The organism is Burkholderia sp. SRS-W-2-2016, assembly GCF_001931485.1.
GTDB lineage: Bacteria > Pseudomonadota > Gammaproteobacteria > Burkholderiales > Burkholderiaceae > Paraburkholderia.
The window spans coordinates 14,119-34,957 of sequence record NZ_MSDV01000028.1 but is presented as its reverse complement, the minus strand read 5'-3'; the positions used below and the strand labels follow the sequence as shown (position 1 = coordinate 34,957).

The window sequence follows — 20,839 nt, the reverse complement described above, 5'->3', positions numbered from 1 at the left end:
CTCAGATCATATGGAACCACCACCACGCCTCGTGCCGGGCACGCTGTGGCCCGCAATCCTGCGACAGACCGCGCACGCGCTGGCTTGCGGCGCGCTGCAGCCGATCGATACCCAACAGTCGGTGCTCGATAGCGGCGGTATCCGCTTTCTCGTGCGTCAGGTTTCGAGCCTGGCGCGCAAGGAGCAGCAGCGCGAGCAGGCGCGCAAGCTGCAAACGGTGCAAACGCGACAAACGCAGAGGATCCCTAAAGCAAACCCGTTCCTGCCGTACGAAGCGGATCTGTTCGTCGCCGATATCTCCGCCACGCATCTGGCGTTGCTGAACAAGTTCAACGTGATCGAGCATCATCTGCTGATCGTCACGCGCGAGTTCGAACGCCAGGAAGCGCTGCTCGATCTGGCCGATTTCGACGCGCTGATTGCGTGCATGGCCGAGTTCGACGGTATCGGTTTTTACAACGCGGGCGAGGAAGCGGGCGCGAGCCAGCCGCATAAGCATCTGCAGATCGTGCCGCTGCCGCTTGGCGATAGCGGGCCGCCGGTGCCTGTCGAGCCTTTGCTGGGCGTGGCGGGACGCTCGCCGGTTCTGCCGTTTCGGCATGCGTTCGCACGCCTCGACGTGGCTGGGTCGACTCACGCCGCTGCGGCGAAGCTGGCGCTGTCGCGCTACCACGCGCTGCTCGACGCGGCGCGTGTCGGCACGGTCGAGCGCGACGGTGCAACCTGTCATGCGACGCCGTATAACCTGCTCGTCACGCGGCGCTGGATGTTGCTGGTGCCGAGGGCGGCGGAGCGGGTCGAAGGCGTGTCGGTGAACGCGCTCGGATTTGCGGGGTCGCTGTTCGTGCGCGACGCCGCGCAACTGGCGGTAATCGAACGGCTCGGCCCGATCACGGCATTGCAGCGCGTCGCGCTGCCCGCGAATACTTAGCGAGAGGCGCGATTGGGCGAGCGGTTCATGCAACGGGGTTCGTCCCGCGGCTACTGTCGCCTTTTATTCATCGCGGCATCCAGCGATTCGCCGTCGGCGCAGCTTTCCAGCGCCGCTATCGCCTTTTCCGCGGCGGCGACAATTTCTTCGCACTCCGCATGACGTGGGCTGTTCGGCACGCTGGTGCAGCCGCCGTAGTGGCGTATCTGCCCCAGGTCGGTACGAACTCTGGCGAGTGCCCGCGCCGCCGAACCACTGTCGGCGATCATCTTCGCGACATCGAAGACGGTGCCGGACGGTAGGACAACGTAGGTCGGACAGACATCGTCCGCGTGGCCCTTCGCTACAGGCAGACACGCAAAGCCCGCGAGGGCGACGAGTCGCGCGGTGCGACTCAGGTGCTTGCTCATTGCCATCTCCCTTCTGTCGCGTGCCCCGGTGAACCGGCATTGGGTTGTTTTTGTCAGGAGGTAAGTTCGGCAACCCGGGCGACGCTGAGCGAACGCTGAGAGCGTTTTCACACCACGCATTAAGCGATGGTACTGGCTCGCGACCGCATTACAAGGCGATGGCGGACGGATATTCTCGAATGGCGAATGGATGCAAGCCGTCGGCGGGCGGGACGCGGGTGAGGGCGCGATGAGCGCGGCAGAGGTGGCGAAGACTGTGAGCAGGGGTAAAACGCCTTCTCATCGGGATGCGAGCGACGCACGGTATCAATAATGTTATGTATATATAACTTTAATAGACGATTTAATTTAAAGTTATGTATATGTAACGTTATGAGCGGACGCTTATTGTTTCGTATATGATGCGTTATGTGAAAGTCATTAGTTATTGTTACGTATACGGAACATGAACCTTACCGAACTAGGCGCAGCATTCCGCGACGCCCGTATCGCCGGAAATCTCACGCAACAGCAGGTCGCCGAACTGAGCGGGGTGCCGCGTTCGCGCATCAGCCTGTTCGAGTCCGGCATGCTCGCGGAACTGGGCGCGGTCAAGATGCTGAGCCTGTTCGACGCGGTCGGGCTCGAACTGCTCGCGCGGCGCCGCGGCCACCAGCGCACCCTCGACGACGTCCTGCACGAGCGTGAAGAATCCGCCGGCGCGGCAACCGGCCGGCGGCGCGTGCGGTCGCGCCGGAATACTTCGGAAGGCCAACCATGAGTCGCGATAGTCTCGATGTCTACGTCGGCGGACAGTTGGTCGGCACGCTCGCCGAAGAGGCGGGCCGCTACGTTTTTACGTATCTGCCGGAGGCCGAGGAAGCGCATCAGGTGTCGCTGCTGATGCCGGTGCGCGCGCAGTCGTATGTGTGGCCGCGTCTGCACCCGTTCTTCCAGATGAATCTGCCCGAGGGCGCGAAGAAGGAGATTCTGATCCGCCAGCTAGGGCCCCACGCGGATGTCAGCGATTTCGGCCTGCTTGCGCTCACCGGCGCGAACACGATCGGGCGCGTGCAGGTGGTGCCGCGCGGCGCCACGCCCGCAACCGCTGCGAGCCAGGCCAACATGGCGGAGTTGCTGGCCTCCACCGACTCGCGTGAGAACTTGCTGCGTCTTCTCGAAACCGGCGTGACCGAAGGCGTGTCGGGGGTGATGCCCAAGGCTCTGCTGCAGTCGTTCGACAGAGCCACTACCTGGACCGACGAGTTCATTCTGAAAACCGGCTTCGACGATCTCCCGGGACTCGCGATTAACGAATACCTGTGTCTGGAGGTTGCGCGCCACGCCGGTCTCGAAGTGCCGGACGCGCGCTTGTCCGGCGACGGCCAGGTCCTGGCGGTACGACGCTTCGACCGCATGGCCGATGGCCGCAAGCTGGCGATGGAGGATTACTGCGCGCTGAAGGGCCTCGATCCCGTCGATAAATACAAAGGCACGCTCGAAGTTCTCGAGACACTGACCAAGGCCTACGTTCCGCGCGAGCAATTGAAAGACAACTCGCGGCGTCTGTTCACGCTGCTGTTGCTCAACTATGCGGTCCACAACCAGGATGCGCATCTGAAGAACTTCGCGCTCGTGTACACCGGCCGCGACGACGTGCGGCTCGCACCGGTCTACGACGTTCTCAGCGGCACCGCCTACCGGCAATACGCGACCGCGATTCCCGCGCTGCCTTTGAAGGGCAAGCGGGTGTGGGCGTCGGGCGCGCTGCTTCAGACGTACGGCGGCGCGCGGCTCGGCCTGAGCAGGACCGACATGAACGACGCGGTGGAGCGGGTCACGGCGGCGATCCATCGGGTCACGCCAATGGTGTCGGAATTGGCCGACCAGTACCCGGGTTTCCGCGAGGTCGCCAAGCGCATGCTGGACGCGTGGGCGAGCGGTCTTGACGATATCAGGCCCGACTCGCGGCCGGGCAAATACCAGCCGGCGCCGCTGCGCGAGCAGATGGGGATGTCGGATGGAAGTCCGGATCGCGCGCGCAAGGAGGCGAATCCCTATGCCAATCCTGACGGCGCGTTCAGTCATAAATCCAGATAAGCGTTTGCTTCGTTCCTGCGCTTCGCCGCGCGCACGCATTGCTCCGGTGCAGGCCCGGCTTTTGCGCGGCATCCGCGGGAGGGCGCTCCGATCGAGCGGCCGATGGACGAAACGACTGGATCAGACGTTTCGCACGAGCGGATCGTCAGGAGGACAGAATGTCAATCCATGCGAAGGTAACCCGGTGGCGCAATGTCGGCCGCTTTTGCGTCGAACGGGTGGGCGACTATAGCGAACTGCTGGCGCTGGAAATCGACGAGACACGCCGGCGGCTGGTCCGCGAGTTGAGCGCACTCGTCGCGCTGGCGGTCGGAGGCCTGTTCACGCTGTCGTTTCTTTGCATCGCCATCATTGCCACCGCCTGGCAGACCCGCTACTTCCTGGTGGTGGTGTGGGCGGTGGCCGCCGTGTGGTTCGTGGTCTGCATCGTTGCGCTGCTGGTGATGCGCGCGCAGAAGCCGACCCAATCGCTTCATGTTCTCAAGGGCGAGATTCACAGCGATCTCGACACGCTCAGGGAGGCGCTCAAATGAGTTCCAGACAGATGCATGAAGTCGCTCGCGTGGCGGTCCTCGAACGGATGGAAGCATCGCGGCACGCGTTGTTGCTGGCCAATCGCAGGCTCGCGTTGCCAGCGCCAGGCTCGCCCGTGCGCACGTCGGCTGTCAATGTGATTACTTCGCTCGCCGAAGTACCGCATGTGACGACAGTCCTCGCGGTGCTGCTCGGCGCGCTCGTACTCGGGCCGCGTCGCGCGCTGTCGATCGCGAGCCGCACCGGTTTGTCCGCATTGATCGCGAGGAGCGTGCGGCGGTCGGTGCCGGGTTGAAAGGAGGGCGGCGCCGGCGGAGCCTTCCGGCGCGATCGATGTAGCGATGCGTTATGCGGTCGGCGCGGCGCGCGTTTTCGGCGCCGTGCCGTTCGGCTCCGTTTCGTTTCTTACGCGCTGCGCGCGAGTTCGCCGGTACCCGTATTGAAGATGGCTTCGCCGCGCGCCTGCCGCCCGTTGGCCGACGCCCCGGTTCTCGTGCGCGTTGGTGCTTTGCGCTCGCGCAGGTCGCGAGGCGCGGGACGTGCGTCGACGAGTTCCGCGTACAAAGCCAGATAGTTCGACGTCGACAGTTCCCACCCCGAGTCGCGGCTCATTGCGTTTCGCTGCAATGCGTGCCAGGCCGCCGGCCGGACGAATGCGGCCAGCGCGCGACTCATCGCGTGCACGACGTCGTGCGGCTGGTCGCCGTCGAACAGGAAGCCGGTCGCACAGGTCTCGTCGCGCGCTTCGTGCGGCGCGTAATCGACGATCGTATCGGCAAGGCCGCCGACGCGCGACGCAACCGGAATCGTGCCGTAGCGCATCGCATAGAGCTGCGTGAGTCCGCACGGCTCGAAGCGGCTGCCATGCAGCAGGATGTCCGCGCCCGCGTGCAGCTCGTGTGCACGGCGCTCGTCGTAGCCGATCTGTACACCGACGCGGCCGGGCCACGCGGCGGCGAGTTCCTGCATCGCGTGTTCGAGGCCGCGCTCACCCTGGCCGAGGATCGCGAACTGCAGGCGCGGATGCTGTTGCAGCAGAGCGGGCAGCGCGCGTACCACCACGTCGGCCATTTTCTGTTCGGTTAGACGGCTGCCGATCGCGACGAGCGGCGCAAACGGATCGCGCGTCAAACCGAACGCTTGTTGCAACTCGCGTTTGCACGCATGCTTGCCGGCCGTGTCATCGACGCAATACGGGCGCGCGATCAGCGGGTCCGTGGCCGGATTCCACACCGACGTATCGATTCCATTGACGATGCCGCTCAGCTTCGTCCGCTGCGCTTGCAGCACGCCCTCCATGCCGTGGCCGAAGTGCGGCGTGACGATTTCGTGCGCGTAGCGCTGGCTGACGGTCGTCACGCGATGCGCGTGAACGATGCCGGCTTTCATCATGCTTAGCAGACCGTAGAACTCGATGCTGCGTTCGTCGGTCAACGCGGGGACCAGCAGTTCGGGCGGCACGCCGATCCAGCTGCCCATCGCGAGCGGATGGTTGCCCTGGAACGCGAGGTTGTGAATCGTGAAGACGCTTTTCGCAGCGACGCCCGCGACGCGCAGATACAACGGCGTGAGGCCCGCATGCCAATCGTGCGCGTGCACGATGTCGGGGCGCTTCAGGTTGCGCACGCCGCGCGCGATGCGCGTGGCCGCCGCCGCGAGCGACGCGAACCGCGTCAGGTTATCGAGGTAATCGCGTCCGTGCGGATCGCGGTACAGGCCTTCGCGCGCGAACAGGTGATCCATTTGCAGCAGCAGGACGGTGACGCCGCTGTCGGGCATCTGTCCGCGCAGCAGCCGCGCGTCGCCGCCGGGCAGGCCGGTCATGCGCGCAACGGGGGCGATGTCGACGGCGCCCTCGAGCGCGGCCGGGTACGCGGGCATCAGTATCGACACCTCCACGCCCGCATCGCGCAACGCGGCGGCGTAGGCGCTGACCATATCGCCAAGGCCGCCCGTTTTGGCCAGTGGGAAGGCTTCTGAAGCGACAAGCAGGACGTTAAGCGGCAAGGTGGCCCCCAGGGAAGACGCGGTTTGCACTTGTGCGGTGCGGCGAAAGGACAGGGCAAGTTGAGAGCAAGCGATGTGCCTGGAGGCGGTGGGTTGGGGCGAGCGAGGTTGGTTGAATGGGTTGTGGCGGTGGGCCTGGCTAGCGCGGCGTCGGACTCGCTAATCAGAGGGAAAGGGCGGCGGTTGCCGAACGTTCGGCTTGTTGTGAAGAGGCTTTTGCGCAAGAGCGAGTGGACCCCGGCTTTGTGAAAAATTTGCCAGGGGCAGGGGACGATTTGCGCATCGGGGCGGTCCCCATCTCCTTTCCGAACCGTCGATTGCCGTCGCCGTCGATCCAGTAAGGCCCCAACACCACAAAAAAAAGCGCCGCAGGCAAAGCCTGCGGCGCCATCGCTATCGCACTACGACGAGAACCCTACAACAACCTCATCCCGTCATAGCCCAACAGCACGCGAATTACATCGCGACGGTATCGGCCACTTCCTTGAAGTCCTGGATCTGGTCGAAGTTCATGTACTGATAAATCTTGTCGCCATTGGCGTTCAGCACGCCCATGTCGGCCATGTACTCTTCCTTGGTCGGGATCTTGCCCAGACGCGAGCAGATCGCCGCCAGTTCCGCCGAGCCGAGGTACACGTTCGTGTTCTTGCCCAGACGGTTCGGGAAGTTACGGGTCGACGTCGACATCACCGTCGCGCCTTCGCGCACCTGTGCCTGGTTACCCATGCACAGCGAGCAGCCCGGCATTTCGGTACGCGCACCAGCCGTGCCGAACACGCCATAGTGACCTTCTTCGGTCAGCTGCTTCTGGTCCATCTTGGTCGGCGGCGCGACCCACAGCTTGACCGGAATGTCGCGCTTGCCTTCGAGCAGCTTCGACGCCGCACGGAAGTGACCGATGTTGGTCATGCACGAACCGATGAACACTTCGTCGATCTTCGCGCCGGCCACGTCCGACAGCGTCTTCACGTCGTCCGGATCGTTCGGGCAGGCAACGATCGGCTCATGCACGTCGGCCAGATCGATTTCGATCACGGCAGCGTACTCGGCGTCCGCATCCGGTTGCAGCAGTTGCGGATCGGCCAGCCATGCTTCCATTGCCTTGATACGGCGCTGCAGGCTGCGCGGGTCCTGGTAGCCTTGCGCGATCATCCACTTCAGCAGCGTGACGTTGCTGTTCAGGTACTCGATGATCGGTTCCTTGTTCAGGTGCACCGTGCAACCGGCGGCCGAACGCTCTGCCGACGCATCCGACAGTTCGAACGCTTGCTCGACCTTCAGATCGGGCAGGCCTTCGATTTCCAGAACACGGCCGGAGAAGATGTTCTTCTTGCCTTGCTTGGCGACCGTCAGCGTGCCTTGCTTGATCGCGTACAGCGGGATCGCGTTGACGAGGTCACGCAGCGTGACGCCCGGCTGCATCTTGCCCTTGAAGCGGACCAGCACCGATTCCGGCATGTCCAGCGGCATCGTGCCGGTAGCAGCCGCGAACGCGACCAGACCCGAACCAGCCGGGAAGCTGATACCGATCGGGAAGCGGGTGTGCGAGTCGCCGCCGGTGCCGACGGTGTCGGGCAGCAGCATGCGGTTCAGCCACGAGTGGATCACGCCGTCGCCCGGACGCAGCGCGATACCGCCACGGGTGCTGATGAAGTTCGGCAGCGTGTGGTGGGTCTTCACGTCGACCGGCTTCGGATAAGCGGCGGTGTGGCAGAACGACTGCATCACGAGGTCGGCCGAGAAGCCGAGGCACGCGAGGTCCTTCAGTTCGTCGCGGGTCATCGGGCCGGTGGTGTCCTGCGAGCCGACCGAGGTCATCTTCGGTTCGCAGTACGTGCCCGGGCGCACGCCCTGGCCTTCCGGCAGACCGCATGCGCGACCGACCATCTTCTGCGCGAGCGAGAAGCCCTTGCCGCTGTCGACCGGCTGCTGCGGCAGACGGAACAGCGTCGACGGTGCCAGACCCAGCGCTTCACGCGCCTTCGAGGTCAGGCCGCGGCCGATGATCAGCGGAATGCGGCCGCCAGCGCGCACTTCGTCGAACAGCACGTCCGACTTGACCTGGAATTCGGCGATCACTGCGCCGTTCTTCAGCGCCTTGCCTTCGTACGGACGCAGTTCGACCACGTCGCCCATTTCCATCTGCGACACGTCGAGTTCGATCGGCAGTGCGCCGGCGTCTTCCATCGTGTTGTAGAAGATCGGAGCGATCTTGCCGCCGAGGCACACGCCGCCGAAGCGCTTGTTCGGGATGAAGGGGATGTCTTCACCGGTGAACCACAGCACCGAGTTGGTCGCCGACTTGCGCGAGGAGCCGGTGCCGACCACGTCGCCGACGTAGGCGACCAGGTGACCCTTTTCCTTCAGCGATTCGATGAACTTGACCGGGCCGCGCTTGCCGTCTTCTTCCGGCGTGATGCCGGGACGTGCGTTCTTCAGCATCGCCAGCGCGTGCAGCGGGATGTCCGGGCGGGTGGTCGCGTCCGGTGCCGGCGACAGGTCGTCGGTATTGGTTTCGCCGGTCACCTTGAAGACGGTGATGGTCAGGCTTTGCGGGACTTCCGGACGGCTCGTGAACCATTCGGCGTCGGCCCAGCTCTGCAGCACGGCCTTCGCGTTCGCGTTGCCCTGGTCGGCCAGTTCCTTGACGTCGTGGAACTGATCGAACATCAGCAGGGTTTTCTTCAGCGCGTCAGCGGCGACGGTGCCCACGGCGGCGTCGGCCAGCAGTTCGATCAGCGGCTGAATGTTGTAGCCGCCCAGCATCGTGCCGAGCAGTTCGGTGGCGCGTTCGCGCGAGATCAGCGCGCAGGCGGTCTGACCTTTGGCGACCGCGGCGAGGAAACCGGCCTTCACGCGGGCGGCTTCGTCGACGCCGGCGGGAACGCGGTTGGTGATCAGGTCGAGCAGGGTCTGCTCTTCGCCGGCCGGCGGATTCGCCAGCAGTTCCACCAGCTCGGCGGTTTGCTGGGCGGTCAGCGGCAGGGGGGGGATGCCGAGCGCAGCGCGTGCGGCAACGTGAGCACGAAAGTTTTCAAGCATGGGGGACCTGCTGTATTGCGTTTTAAGGGGAAGGCCTTTCAGGCACTTCGCGACGGTATTCCAGGTGCAGCTTTGGCCGCGATTTTAAGTGCAATACCCCTATTCGGTCAAATGTCTTATGTCTTATATAAGAGTTGAAAAGTAAAAGCCTTTGAAAATCATGGGGATGGGCGGTTGGCGAGACCAATCAGAAAGGCCGCGCCCGCTTTCCGAAGGCCGCTGCGTCATCCATCGTTACCGCTGAGAATGAGAACGATAACCAACGTCAAGCCGTAATTATTACGGTCCCGTCCGCGATTTCCGCAGTTTCTGGCGCGTTCCTCCCTCCCGACTCGAGTCCTGCGCAAAAGTCACCTTCGGCCGCCTTTTTGTCGGAAGAATGCGCTTATTTTCGGTCGCGCTCTAACGTCGCCGACCCCGCTGCCGACATCCAGGTATGTGTTACTCATCGAGGTCAGGATACCTGGCATAACTTACCGAAGCGACGTTTTCCTGTTCCTTTCCGAATGCGCGCGGCTCACTGCTTCCACGCAGTTCAGTCGCCAGCCGCCCCGAGCGATCCAGATCCTTCGACGTCAGCAGTTCGCTGAATAACCCGGCGTGCCGGTAACGCCGTGGACTCGCTGCCGGATCGCGGAGTCGGCCATTCAATCAGGATCACGAATTAAAAATTGGACGCGCATTTTGTCGCCCGGTCGAGCCGCGTGACGCGGGCGCGGACGGACTGAATTTTGCCGGTTCTCCGGCGGCGGATTATCTCTGTGATCAATCGACGACAATTTCTCGGCTACCTGACGGCAGCCGCAAGCAGCTCTGTACTGATGGCATGTGGCGGCGGGGGCGAAAACGATAGCGATGCGCTCGCGCCCGGCGCACAAAGCAATGCGGCAAAAGCCAAAACGGCCGTGTCCGCCTCGGCGAACGGCACGATGACGCCGCCGGCGACATCGATCGTCGACACCGGCGGCAACGTGTGGAAGACCTCCAGCGGTTTTATCTACAGGAATGGCACCAGGGATGCGGGCTCGTACAACGTGACGCTGCTGCTGTGGTACGGCGGCAGCGTCTACCAGGAAAACACCGGCGGCGACTTTTACCGGTACACCGGGTCGGGCTGGGAGTATTCGCTCGATCCGCGCCTGGGCGGCGTTTCCGCGGACGGTACGACGCTGCCGTCTGCGTCGTACATCATCGACAAGTCCAACAACATCTGGACGTTGTCCGCCGGCTATATCTACAGGAACAGCGTGAAGGATCCGTATTCCTATAACGTGAGCCTGTTGTTGTGGTACGGCGGCCTGATCTATCAGTCGGGCACCGGCGGCCAGTTCTATGTGCTGACCTTCAACGGCAACTGGTTGCCGTGCGCGGACCCGCGGATCGCCGCGGTCGCGACGGCGGGTGCGTTCTACGGCATCAACGGCCATCACGACTATCCGTTCACGCCGTCGCAGGTCGTCGCTGCGCTGCGCGGGCTCGGCTGCACCACGTATCGCGTCGGATGCGTGAACGTTCCGGCGATGATGAACCCGGTCGTCGCGCTCGCCAGCGCGTTCCAGTCGGCGGGACTGAAGCTGTTTACGCTCGTCGATTACGGACTGCGCGATGACCACGGCGTGCTGTACACCAGCGAATCGGCCGCGTACTACGCGTCGTTCGCCGGCGCCGCCGCGGTTGCGACCGCGCTCGCGCCGTATGGCGTGACGATGTACGAATGCGGCAACGAATTGACGCGCGACCCGGCGATCATTCTGAATTCGGCGACCGCGGGCAACGGGCGCGGCGACTTCGACAACGCGAACTGGCCGATCATGCGCGGCGCGATGCTCGGCATGATCGATGGGATCAAGTCGGTGCAGCCGAACGCGAAGTGCGGGATCAACTTCTGTGTCGCGGACATCGCCGCCGCCGACATGCTGTGGGACGGCATGCAGCCGGATGGCTCGGGCGGCTATCCGAAAGTGCGCTGGGACATCACGACGTGGCACAACTACGAGGTGTACGGCGATATCTTCGACGTGGGTACCGACGGCGCCGGTCCGGGCTTTAACCTGCCGGTTTATTGCAAGGCGCGCTATGGGGTGCCGTTCATGATCACCGAATGGAATGCGAGTCCTGAGCAGACCGAAACGTTCCGCTCGACCTACGTCAAGCAGCAACTCGGTGAATTCTATGCGGCGCGCAAGACGAGTGCGATCCAGTCGGTGATGTACTACGAGTTGACGAGCGGCGACGAGACGTACGGGATCGTCACCGATAGCCTGGTGCCGATCCAGCCGACTTATGGCACGTTCAAGACCTTCGTCGCGGCGCACCCGGACAGCTGACTTGTATTGCGGACAGCGAGTGAAGTAATGCGCTGATACCGCGGACCCGAACGCCCGGCATGCGTGCGGGTCCGCTCACGAAATGGGACGAACCGCTTTAAACGATACTGTCCAGCGCCTTCTCGAACCGGGCGACCGCGGCGTCGACGTCATGCAGTTTGTCGAGGCCGAATAGTCCGATCCGGAAGGTCTTGAAGTCGTCCGGCTCGTCGCATTGCAGCGGCACGCCCGGCGCAATCTGCAAACCGGCATCGGCGAATTTCTGGCCGGAGCGGATGCCGTCGTCGTCCGTGTAGCTGACTACTACGCCCGGCGCCTCGAAGCCCGCGGCCGCCACGCTTCTGAGACCTTTGCTGGCCAACAGCGCGCGAATCCGCGCGCCGAGTTCGAGCTGCTCGTCTTTCACCTTGTCGAAACCATATGCTTCGGTTTCCTTGATAACGTCGCGCAGCGTGGCGAGGCTGTCGGTGGGCATCGTCGCGTGGTACGCGAAGCCGCCGCCCTCGTAGGCTTCCATAATCTGCAGCCATTTGCGCAGATCGCACGCGAAGCTGGTGCTGGTGGTCGCGTCGATTCGCTCGCGCGCGAGCGGGCTCAGCATCACCAACCCGCAGCAGGGCGATGCGCTCCAGCCTTTTTGCGGCGCGCTGATCAGGATATCGACGCCGCTCGCCTGCATATCGACCCACACCGTGCCGGACGCGATGCAATCGAGCACGAACATTCCGCCGACCGCATGCACGGCGTCGGCCACCGCGCGCAGATAGTCGTCGGGCAGCATCATCCCGGAGGCGGTTTCGACGTGCGGCGCGAACACCAGATCCGGCTTGTGCTCGCGGATCGCGGCGACTACTTCCTCGATTGGCGCCGGTGCGTACGCTGCCTGCCGTCCGGCCTCGACCGGACGCGCCTTCAACACGACCGATTCGGACGCGATGCCGCCCATGTCGAAAATCTGCGACCAGCGGAAACTGAACCAGCCGTTGCGAATGACCAGGCACTTGCGGTTCGTCGCGAACTGGCGGGCCACCGCTTCCATGCCGAAAGTCCCGCTGCCCGGAACGACGACGACCGACTTCGCGTTATAGACTTTTTTCAGGCTGGCGGAAATATCGCGCATCACGCCCTGAAAGAGCCGCGACATATGATTGATCGACCGGTCGGTGTAGACGACGGAATATTCGAGAAGCCCATCGCGATCGACATCGGGAAGTAAGCCTGGCACGTTCGCCTCCGTTAAATGGACGAATAAAAGAATCGAAAAGAGATTCTAACGAAAGCCGGCTGCAATGGAGGCAAAAAGCCCGGGTGGATGGGGAGGCGGGAGCGAATCCCACATGCTGCCGGTTATGCCGGGTAAGTAAGGTGTTGGGCCGTAGGTAGAGCCGCGCGCGTGGGGTTGCGCGGCCACCGGCCGTGGCGGGACGATGGCCGCGAATCGAAAAGCGAAAAGTAAGGTATTCGTAATATCTAGCCGACGTCCATCCAGTTACGCGCAAAAGCCCGCGCGCCCCGGCCGAACTCCCGCCTCAACCGTCTCAATGATGAACGGGCCGAGCCGGCGAACCCATCGGCGACCCCATCGGCCGGATCACCGCGGCCTCTCGCGCCTCGATTCTTTGCGCGGACGAAGTCGTTTCACGCGGATGGTTGGCGCGATCGTAGCCGTTTATTTCTTCATCGATGACAAAGTTCGCGGCTTTCAAAGGGTCCATCGCGTTGCCGTCCACGTCGTACCACTCGCGGATCGCGCGATTGACCTTGGTGAGGGAAGAGACGGCCAGCAGCACGGCGTCGGTCTCGGTGATCTTGCCTTCCAGATCGTCTGCCAGGTAGTCTGCGACACGCAGGGACGCGCCGATCAGATTGGCGTCGTCGAGCATGTCCGACAAAACTGCGTGAACCACGGCGAGACAAGCATCTTTGCGTGCAAGTGCGATATCTGTCATGAGGTTCTCCAGAATCGGGGTTACGGATTAGCGTACGTTGGCGGCCGCGTAAGACCCGGGTAGAACAAGGGAACGCAATTGCGCCGATCACGGCGACGGCCACGGCTACAACGACGGCAACGGCGATACGGACGAAAACACAATTTACTCCGGGTTCGCGTCCGCTGCCTGCGGCGGCCGGCACTCGTCGAACTGGTTCGGCCCAGCACGTCGCCGGCCCACGACCGGCACGAGCCTAGAACGCGCTCTTGATCACGCCGCCGTCGGCGCGCAACGCGGCGCCCGTCGTGGCCGACGCCAGCGGACTGGCGATATAGGCGACCAGCGACGCGACTTCCTGCGGCAAGCCGAACCGCTTGATCAGCGAGGTAGGGCGCACCTTCTCGAAGAACTCTTTTTCGAACGCTTCGAACGATTTGCCGTCGGCCTTGGCAAGGCTCTCCACGAAATCGCCGACGCCGCGCGATCTGGTCGGCCCCGGCAGCACGCTATTGACCGTGATGCCGGTGCCCGCAACCGCTTCGGCGAGCCCGCGCGCGACGGCCAGTTGTGCGGTTTTCGTCATCCCGTAGTGGATCATTTCGGCCGGAATCTGCACGCCGCTTTCGCTCGAAATGAAAATAATGCGCCCCCAGTTGGCCCGTTTCATCGCGGGTAAAAACAGCCGGGCGAGGCGCACGCCGCTCAACACATTGACGTCGAAAAAGCGCTGCCAGTCCGCGTCGGGGATCTCTTCGAACGGCTTCGGCTCGAAGATGCCCAGGTTGTTGACCAGAATTTCGACGTCCGGATAGCGTCGCGCGAGTTCTTCCGCCGAGGCGGCGCTACTGAGATCGCCCGCGAATCCGAGCACGTCGGCGCCCGTCTGCGCTTTCAGTTGCGCGACCACCTCATCCACCGACGGCTGCGAGCGGCCGTTCACGATCACGCGCGCGCCTTCCTGCGCGAGCGTGCCGGCGATAGCGAGGCCGATGCCGGCCGTGCTGCCGCTCACCAGCGCGAGTTTGCCTGTCAGATTCAGGTCCATGAATAGTGTCCTTTAAGTGAGTGAAGCGGGAGTGACGGGAGTGCTTCAGGTACGGGTAATCGATGCGCCGCCGTCGACCAGCGACGCGGTGCCGGTCACGAACGACGAATCGTCGGATGCGAGATACAGCACCGAACGCGCCAGTTCTTCCGGTTTTGCGACGCGCTTGAGCGCGTGCAGCCCGGTCACGAACGCCTGCGATTCGTGGCTGTCGTTCATGCCGCGATACATCTCGGTGTCGACCGCGCCGGGCAGCACCGCGTTCACGCGGATACCTTGCGCGCCGTACTCGGCGGCGAGTGCCTGGGTCAAACCGATCAGGCCGGCCTTGCTCGCCGCGTAGGCCGCGGTGCCGGGAAACGCGAACGAGTAACCGACGAACGTCGACGTGAAGATGATCGAGCCGCCGCCTTGCTTCAGCATTTCGGGAATCTGGTGCTTCGCGCCGAGGAACGCACTTGTCAGATTGGTGGCCAGCGCGGCGTTCCAGCCTTCCGCGGAAATGCCGGTGCTCGGGCCCATCTCGCCGAGCGTGCCGGCGTTGTTGTAGGCGATGTCCAGACGGCCGAAGCGGCTCACCGCGAGCTCGACCAGCGCCTTCGCGAAGTCCTCCGTCTGCACGTCGCCGGCCAGATATGCGGCTTCGCCGCCTTCGCTGACGATCTGTCCGACCAGCGTTTCGAGTTCCGCCGCGCGGCGCGCCGCCACGACCACTTTGGCGCCTTCCTTCGCGAACAGCGTCGCGGTCGCGCGGCCGATGCCCGCGCTGGCACCCGTCACGATCGCGACTTTTCCCGTCAAACGTTGCATGTTCTCTCTCCTGATCCGTTCGATTCGTGTGGCCGGTCAGTGCCCGATGCGCTGGCCGTCAAACGACTATAGGAGTCAGTCCCGCGAGCGGAAAGGTCGAAAAGCATCGCGTGTGCCGGCGCGGCTGGGCACCGATCGGCGCCGGCGCCACCGGGTACTGCCGATCCCGGTATCGCGCCTCACCTTGCTCCGGCGCCGCAGAGTTGCAACAATTCAGCCCGACGACGTCCGCGCGCTGTACGCCGCGCGCGGTTACCCGCGGTTGCCCATGCACTCCCATACGACTCCCTAGCCCATGACGGACGGTCTGCCCAATCCCCAGCGCGCGCTTGCCTACGTGGCGATCGCCATCGCAACGATGATGTCGGTGCTCGACACATCGATCGTCAATGTCGCGTTACCCACTATTTGCAACGACCTGTCGATTGCGCCGGCGGACGCGATCTGGGTGGTCAACGCGTATCAGCTGGCGATCACGGTGTCGCTGCTGCCGCTCGCGGTGCTCGGCGACAGCCTCGGCTACAAGCGGGTCTACTGCTACGGACTCGCGCTCTTCACGGTCGCGTCGTTCGCCTGCGCGAACGCGCATACGCTGACCTTCCTCGCGGTCGCGCGGGTGTTTCAGGGGCTCGGCGCGGCCGGCATCATGAGCGTCAATATCGCGCTGGTGCGCTTCATCTTTCCGCGCGCGAAACTCGGCATTGGCGTCGGTTATACGTCGCTGGTGGTCGCGGTATCGTCGGCGGCGGGGCCCAGCATCGCGTCGGCGATTCTGTCGGTCGCGCACTGGCAGTGGCTGTTTCTGGTCAACGTGCCGCTCGGCGTGCTGGCCCTGCTGATCGGGATCCGCACGTTGCCCGCGACGCCGACTTCCGACGCGCGTCTGAACCTCGTCAGCGTGGTGCTCAACGCGCTGACGTTCGGTCTCCTGATTTCCGGTCTCGCCGCGTTCGGCGAAGCCGGCGCGACTCAACGCGGGATCGTGATGGTCGCGGTCGCGCTGGTTGCCGGCGCGCTGTTCGTGCGCCGCGAAAGCCGTCTCGCGACCCCGATCCTGCCGCTCGACCTGCTGCGCATGCCGGTGTTCTCGCTGTCGATGGCGACGTCGATCTGCTCGTTCGCCGCGCAAACGATGGCGTATATCGTGTTGCCGTTCTATTTCGAGCAGTCGCTGAAGCTGTCGGAAACGCAGACCGGCCTGCTGATGACACCGTGGCCGCTGATGACCGCGTTGATCGCGCCGATCGCGGGGCGGCTGTCGGACCGCGTGTCGCCGGGGCTCATCAGCAGCATCGGGCTGTTCGTGCTGGGCTGCGGGCTCGCGCTGCTGTGCCTGCTCGGCGATACCGCGACACAGTTCGACATTGTTTGGCGGCTCGCGATTTGCGGGCTCGGCTTCGGCCTGTTCCAGTCGCCGAACAATCGCGTGATCATCGGCAGCGCGCCGAGAAATCGCAGCGGCGGCGCGTCGGGCCTGCAATCGATGGGTCGTCTGCTCGGCCAGTCGAGCGGCGCGGTGGTGGTCGCGATCGTGTTCGGACTCGTGCAAGGCCGGCATCTGACGCTGATCGCCGGGATTGCCGCGACGTTGGCCGTGATCGCCGCGTGCGCGAGTTCGATGCGGCGCATGAATACCGAGCAGGTCGACGCGCCGCAGCAGCGCGGCGCCGCTTCGAGCGAGCGGCCGGTTTCCGACCGGTAGCCACTAGTCAGTAGCGGTTTGAAGCCGCTACGCGTTACGCGAGATTCGACGGCGCGGCCCGCAGCACGTCGACGTGTTTCGGAATCAGCCCCAGGTCGAGGAACGTGTCGGCGATCTGTTGCTGCTCGCCGAGAATCGCGCGCGTGATCGGCACCGTGCCGAACTGCTGCCGCTGCACCACCACATCGACGAACGGCTTCGGCACACCCCATAGCTGCGCGAGTTCGCTCGCGAGCTGATCCCTGTTCTGCTGACCCCACTGATCGATCTTCTCGAGTTCCTCGATCAGGATGCGAATCACGTCGGAATTATTCGCCGCAAAGTTCTGCGACGAGAAATAGAACGCGCGATTGCCGACCACGCCGCTTGCGTCCGCCAGCACGCGCGCGCCGAGCGACTTCTCCGCCGCCGCGAAGAACGGATCCCAGATCACCCATGCGTCGATCGACGCGCGCTCGAACGCGGCGCGCGCATCGGCGGGGGCGAGAAACACGGGTTTCACGTCGCTGTATTGCAGCCCGTGCTGGCGCAGCAGTTTGACGAGAAAGTAGTGGACGTTGCTGCCTTTGTTGAGCGCGATTCGTTTGCCCTTCAGGTCCGCGACCGAGCGGATCGTCGATTGCGGCGGCACCAGCACCGCTTCCGATTGCGGCCGCTTTACCGTCGCCGCCACATAGACGAGCGGCGCGCCGGCCGCCTGCGCGAAGATCGGCGGTGCTTCGCCGACGTCGCCGAAATCGATCGAGCCGACGTTCAGCGCTTCCAGCTGCACCGGTCCGGCGTTGAACTCGGTCCACGTGACCGCGACGTTCAGCGGCGCGAGCCGTTTTTCGAGCGTGCCGCGCGCCTTCAGCAGATTCAGATAACCCTTCTGATTACCGATGCGCAGCGTACGCGGCGTGCCTTGCGCGAACGACAGCGCCGAGCCCGCCATCGACGCGGCGGCCGCCGCTGCGCCCAGCGAAAGTTTCAGGAACGAGCGGCGCTCGTACGAATGACGTGTGAACTTGGACATGACAGGCAGGGCGATAAAAGAGAGCGGATGGGCGGCGGCCGGAATGCCGCCGCTGACGTGATACGCGCGATCAGTGCTGCGGTGCGCCGTCCCAGGCCGGCAGCGTGGCGCCGTGATAGACGGTCAGGATCGAAGACGCGACGTTGGCCTGCTGGTAGCTGTCGACGATCGTCTTCACCCACGGCGCGCTCGCGTCCTTCGCGTTGACCGCGATGAAGTTGCGATACGGATTGCCGGGCACCTGCTCCTGCGCGATGCGTTCCTGAGGAATCCTGATGCCGGCCTTGATCGCCCAGTCGGTATTGACGACGGCCGCGTCGAGGTCGCCGATCGCGCGGCCGACGATACCCGCGTCCAGTTCCTTGATCTGCACATGCTTCGGGTTTTCGGCGATGTCGCGCGCGGTCGGCAACAGACCGACGTCGGGGCGCAGCTTGATCAGTCCATTTGCCTGCAGCAGAAGCAGCGCGCGGCCTTCGTTGCTGGGGTCGTTCGGCACGCCGATCGTCGCGTTCTGCGGCAGCGCCGCGACCGACTTCACCTTGCGCGAATACAGACCGATCGGCTGCACGTAGGTGAAGCCGACCGGCACGATGTCGTAGTGGCGCGCGGCGATCTGCGCATCCAGATAGGGCTTGTGCTGGAACGAGTTCGCGTCGAGGTCGTGTTGCGCGAGCGCTTCGTTCGGCTGCGTGTAATCGGCGAACGTCGTGATCTTGACGGTGATGCCCTGCTTCGCGGCATTGGCGGCGACCGCGCGCCACACGTCCTCGTCCTCGCCGGACATGATGCCGACCCGCACCGTTTGTCCCGCCGCGAGCGCCGGTTGCGCGCTGACGAGCCCGCATGCGAGCAGAACGGAAAAGAGGGTGGCCTTGAGTACTTTGGTCGTTGTCATGGTCTCGACGCTATAGAAGTGAAGGTGTCGAGATCGTAGAGAGCCGGCCGTTAGCGCACAAATAATATCGAGCGCTATCGTTATCGCGATTCGATGCAAGCCGTTTCTGTATTACGTCATTCCATTGCGCGTTCTAAACAAATGAAATTTGATTGGTTCTGCCGCGCGCATCGTTTGGCCGATGATCGTTACTGATGGCTATAGACGGTATGCCGCGCGCTTGCGGCACGCTCCATCGACCAGGGAGGCGACATGACAGCAGTACTCGAAGAACGACCGCTTAACGCAGTGCTCGAGACGGCACGCGAGGAGGCGGAAACGGCACGGCTCGCGTATGCCGGCGGCGTGACGCCGCGCGACGCGTGGGCCCTCGTTTCCAGCGGCAATGCGCTGCTGGTGGACGTGCGAACCGCGGAGGAGCGCAAGTTCGTCGGCTATGTGCCCGGCTCCGTGCATGTGCCGTGGGCGACCGGCACGAGCCTGACGCGCAATCCGCGTTTCGTGCGCGAACTCGAAGCGAAAACCGGCAAGGACGCAGTCGTGCTGCTGCTGTGCCGCAGCGGCAATCGTTCGGCGCAAGCCGCGGACGCGGCGGCGAAAGCCGGCTTTACCCAGGTGTTCAACGTGCGGGAAGGTTTCGAAGGAGACCTGAACGATGGACAGCATCGCGGTGCGCTGAATGGCTGGCGTTTCCACGATCTGCCGTGGGTGCAGGACTAGCGCGAACCCGGCGCGTTCGTGAAATGCCGCTTGCCGGTGTTCAACATTCCAGGAGTCAGCACAGTGGCGGCATTCGATATCGATGAGATCGCCGGATCGCTTCAGACGGTCCGGCAGCAATGGCGTGACGTGCAGCGTCGCGCGCTGGAGCCGGGCGGCAGGGATCTGCCGTCGCGCGACGCGCTCGCGGCCGTTATCGACGCGCTGAAAGGCGCGTTGTTTCCGATGCGGCTCGGGCCGCCCGATCTGCGTCAGGAAAGCGAAAACCTCTACGTCGCGCATGCGCTCGACGCGGCGCTGCACGGTCTGCTCGCGCAGGCGCGGCTCGAATTGCAGTACGCGGCGCGCCGCGATAAAGCGCCGGCGGACGGGAGCGAAAACCGCGCAATCGAAACCCGCGCGCTCGACGCAATCCGCGCGTTCTCGCGGCGTTTGCCGGCGATCCGCTCGCTGCTCGACAGCGACGTGATCGCCGCCTATCACGGCGATCCGGCGGCGGGCAGCGTCGACGAGGTGCTGCTGTGCTATCCCGGCGTGCTCGCGATGATCCATCACCGGCTCGCGCACGAACTCTATGGTCTGGGCCTGCCGCTGCTCGCGCGGATCGTCGCCGAACTCGCGCATGCGCAGACCGGTATCGATGTTCATCCGGGCGCGCAAATCGGTTCGGGCTTTTTTATCGATCACGGCACCGGCGTCGTGATCGGCGAGACCGCGGTGATCGGCGAGCGGGTGCGCGTGTATCAGGCGGTGACGCTCGGCGCGAAGCGCTTTCCGCTCAACGAGAACGGCCATTTGCAGAAAGGGTTGGCGCGCCATCCGATCGTCGAGGACGACGTCGTGATCTATGCGGGCGCGACGATTCTCGGCCGCGTGACGATCGGGCGCGGCGCGACGATCGGCGGCAACGTGTGGATCACGCACGATGTCGCGCCCGGCTCGCACGTAACCCAGGCGGTGCTGCGCAGCGAATCGGCCCGGGCCGTCGCGCCGGCGGCCGACGCGATAGCAGCGGAGGTGCCGGGATGACAGCACTCGTGCGCGAGTTCGGCGCGACGGTGCGTGCAGCGCGCGAGGCACTGTCGTGGTCGCAGGAGCAGCTTGCCGAATACGCGGGGCTGAATCGCTCGTATGTCGGCGAGATCGAGCGGGGCAGCGCGATTGCGTCGATCGTCACCGCCGACAAACTCGCGCGTGCGCTCAACGTGCCGGTCGGCACGCTGCTGTGCGCGCCGTTGACAGCGGACGCGCCGGCCTGATTCGCCCTTCGTTCTTGCCGAGCGAGGTTCATCCAAACAGAGCAACACTGCGCGCGTTAGCGGCAGCAGGGCCCGCGACGCGCGTGATGATGGCTATAGCATGTTGAGCCATTTTTCGAGTCTTCCGAT

Annotated in this window: 19 protein-coding genes; 10 read left to right on the top strand and 9 right to left on the bottom strand. The window is 64.1% G+C overall.

Annotation, left to right across the window (positions count from 1 at the left end; all coding sequences use genetic code 11):
- Positions 1–10 precede the first annotated feature (10 nt).
- Complete coding sequence (locus BTH42_RS14135; RefSeq protein ID WP_075300320.1) at positions 11–931, top strand: phosphorylase; 921 nt, start codon at positions 11–13, stop codon at positions 929–931.
- 50 nt (positions 932–981) lie between these two features.
- Here BTH42_RS14135 and BTH42_RS14130 read toward each other — a convergent pair whose 3' ends face one another.
- Positions 982–1,341 carry a hypothetical protein gene (locus BTH42_RS14130; RefSeq protein WP_083654798.1) on the bottom strand — a complete coding sequence of 120 codons (360 nt, stop codon included), beginning with the start codon at positions 1,339–1,341 and terminating at the stop codon, positions 982–984.
- Positions 1,342–1,786: 445 nt separating this feature from the next.
- Between BTH42_RS14130 and BTH42_RS14125 the strand changes: the two genes are divergently transcribed.
- The 4 genes from BTH42_RS14125 (at position 1,787) to BTH42_RS14110 (ending at position 4,249) form a co-directional block, all read left to right on the top strand.
- Positions 1,787–2,101 carry a helix-turn-helix transcriptional regulator gene (locus BTH42_RS14125; protein ID WP_075300316.1) on the top strand — a complete coding sequence of 105 codons (315 nt, stop codon included), beginning with the start codon at positions 1,787–1,789 and terminating at the stop codon, positions 2,099–2,101.
- Positions 2,098–3,420 carry a type II toxin-antitoxin system HipA family toxin gene (locus BTH42_RS14120; RefSeq protein ID WP_075300314.1) on the top strand — a complete coding sequence of 441 codons (1,323 nt, stop codon included), beginning with the start codon at positions 2,098–2,100 and terminating at the stop codon, positions 3,418–3,420. The genes BTH42_RS14125 and BTH42_RS14120 overlap by 4 nt, the downstream gene beginning before the upstream one ends.
- Positions 3,421–3,578: 158 nt before the next feature.
- The gene (locus tag BTH42_RS14115) at positions 3,579–3,953 is read left to right on the top strand and encodes a phage holin family protein (RefSeq protein ID WP_075300312.1); all 375 of its coding nucleotides are present in this window, start codon (positions 3,579–3,581) and stop codon (positions 3,951–3,953) included.
- On the top strand, positions 3,950–4,249 hold the full coding sequence (locus BTH42_RS14110; protein WP_075300310.1) for a hypothetical protein: 300 nt from the start codon (positions 3,950–3,952) through the stop codon (positions 4,247–4,249). The genes BTH42_RS14115 and BTH42_RS14110 overlap by 4 nt, the downstream gene beginning before the upstream one ends.
- A gap of 110 nt (positions 4,250–4,359) precedes the next feature.
- Here BTH42_RS14110 and glgA read toward each other — a convergent pair whose 3' ends face one another.
- Both glgA and acnB read right to left on the bottom strand, forming a co-directional pair.
- Entirely contained in the window at positions 4,360–5,961 is a 1,602-nt protein-coding gene (gene glgA / locus BTH42_RS14105; RefSeq protein WP_075300308.1) for a glycogen synthase GlgA, read from the bottom strand.
- Between the two features lie 456 nt (positions 5,962–6,417).
- Positions 6,418–9,003, bottom strand: coding sequence for a bifunctional aconitate hydratase 2/2-methylisocitrate dehydratase (gene acnB / locus BTH42_RS14100; protein ID WP_075300306.1), 2,586 nt, complete (start codon positions 9,001–9,003; stop codon positions 6,418–6,420).
- A gap of 761 nt (positions 9,004–9,764) precedes the next feature.
- Between acnB and BTH42_RS14095 the strand changes: the two genes are divergently transcribed.
- On the top strand, positions 9,765–11,330 hold the full coding sequence (locus tag BTH42_RS14095; protein ID WP_075300304.1) for a hypothetical protein: 1,566 nt from the start codon (positions 9,765–9,767) through the stop codon (positions 11,328–11,330).
- Positions 11,331–11,427: 97 nt separating this feature from the next.
- On the opposite strand, the gene BTH42_RS14090 is transcribed toward BTH42_RS14095, so the two are convergent.
- The 4 genes from BTH42_RS14090 to BTH42_RS14075 all read right to left on the bottom strand — a co-directional run bounded on the left by BTH42_RS14090 (position 11,428) and on the right by BTH42_RS14075 (position 15,116).
- Complete coding sequence (locus tag BTH42_RS14090) at positions 11,428–12,555, bottom strand: aminotransferase class V-fold PLP-dependent enzyme (RefSeq protein WP_178392169.1); 1,128 nt, start codon at positions 12,553–12,555, stop codon at positions 11,428–11,430.
- Between the two features lie 313 nt (positions 12,556–12,868).
- Positions 12,869–13,279, bottom strand: a complete 411-nt coding sequence (locus tag BTH42_RS14085) for a hypothetical protein (RefSeq protein ID WP_075300300.1) — start codon at positions 13,277–13,279, stop codon at positions 12,869–12,871.
- A 235-nt stretch (positions 13,280–13,514) separates the two neighbouring features.
- Positions 13,515–14,306, bottom strand: a complete 792-nt coding sequence (locus BTH42_RS14080; protein ID WP_075300298.1) for an SDR family NAD(P)-dependent oxidoreductase — start codon at positions 14,304–14,306, stop codon at positions 13,515–13,517.
- A 45-nt stretch (positions 14,307–14,351) separates the two neighbouring features.
- On the bottom strand, positions 14,352–15,116 hold the full coding sequence (locus tag BTH42_RS14075; protein ID WP_075300296.1) for an SDR family oxidoreductase: 765 nt from the start codon (positions 15,114–15,116) through the stop codon (positions 14,352–14,354).
- A gap of 295 nt (positions 15,117–15,411) precedes the next feature.
- On the opposite strand from BTH42_RS14075, the gene BTH42_RS14070 reads away from it, so the two are divergent.
- Complete coding sequence (locus BTH42_RS14070; RefSeq protein WP_075300294.1) at positions 15,412–16,818, top strand: MFS transporter; 1,407 nt, start codon at positions 15,412–15,414, stop codon at positions 16,816–16,818.
- A gap of 34 nt (positions 16,819–16,852) precedes the next feature.
- Here BTH42_RS14070 and BTH42_RS14065 read toward each other — a convergent pair whose 3' ends face one another.
- Together BTH42_RS14065 and BTH42_RS14060 are read right to left on the bottom strand one after the other, a co-directional pair.
- Positions 16,853–17,833, bottom strand: a complete 981-nt coding sequence (locus BTH42_RS14065; RefSeq protein ID WP_075300292.1) for a sulfonate ABC transporter substrate-binding protein — start codon at positions 17,831–17,833, stop codon at positions 16,853–16,855.
- Positions 17,834–17,903: 70 nt separating this feature from the next.
- Positions 17,904–18,731 (bottom strand): MetQ/NlpA family lipoprotein, encoded by an 828-nt coding sequence (locus BTH42_RS14060; RefSeq protein ID WP_075300290.1) that lies wholly within the window; start codon positions 18,729–18,731, stop codon positions 17,904–17,906.
- A 252-nt stretch (positions 18,732–18,983) separates the two neighbouring features.
- Here BTH42_RS14060 and BTH42_RS14055 point away from each other — a divergent pair, with 252 nt between their 5' ends.
- The 3 genes from BTH42_RS14055 (at position 18,984) to BTH42_RS14045 (ending at position 20,710) form a co-directional block, all read left to right on the top strand.
- Positions 18,984–19,451: a rhodanese-like domain-containing protein gene (locus BTH42_RS14055; protein ID WP_075300288.1), complete on the top strand. Its 468-nt coding sequence runs from the start codon at positions 18,984–18,986 to the stop codon at positions 19,449–19,451.
- Positions 19,452–19,514: 63 nt separating this feature from the next.
- A complete protein-coding gene (gene epsC, locus BTH42_RS14050) occupies positions 19,515–20,480 on the top strand; it encodes a serine O-acetyltransferase EpsC (RefSeq protein ID WP_075300286.1) in 966 nt (321 codons plus the stop codon).
- Positions 20,477–20,710 carry a helix-turn-helix domain-containing protein gene (locus BTH42_RS14045; RefSeq protein ID WP_075300284.1) on the top strand — a complete coding sequence of 78 codons (234 nt, stop codon included), beginning with the start codon at positions 20,477–20,479 and terminating at the stop codon, positions 20,708–20,710. The genes epsC and BTH42_RS14045 overlap by 4 nt, the downstream gene beginning before the upstream one ends.
- The last annotated feature ends 129 nt before the right edge of the window (positions 20,711–20,839 follow it).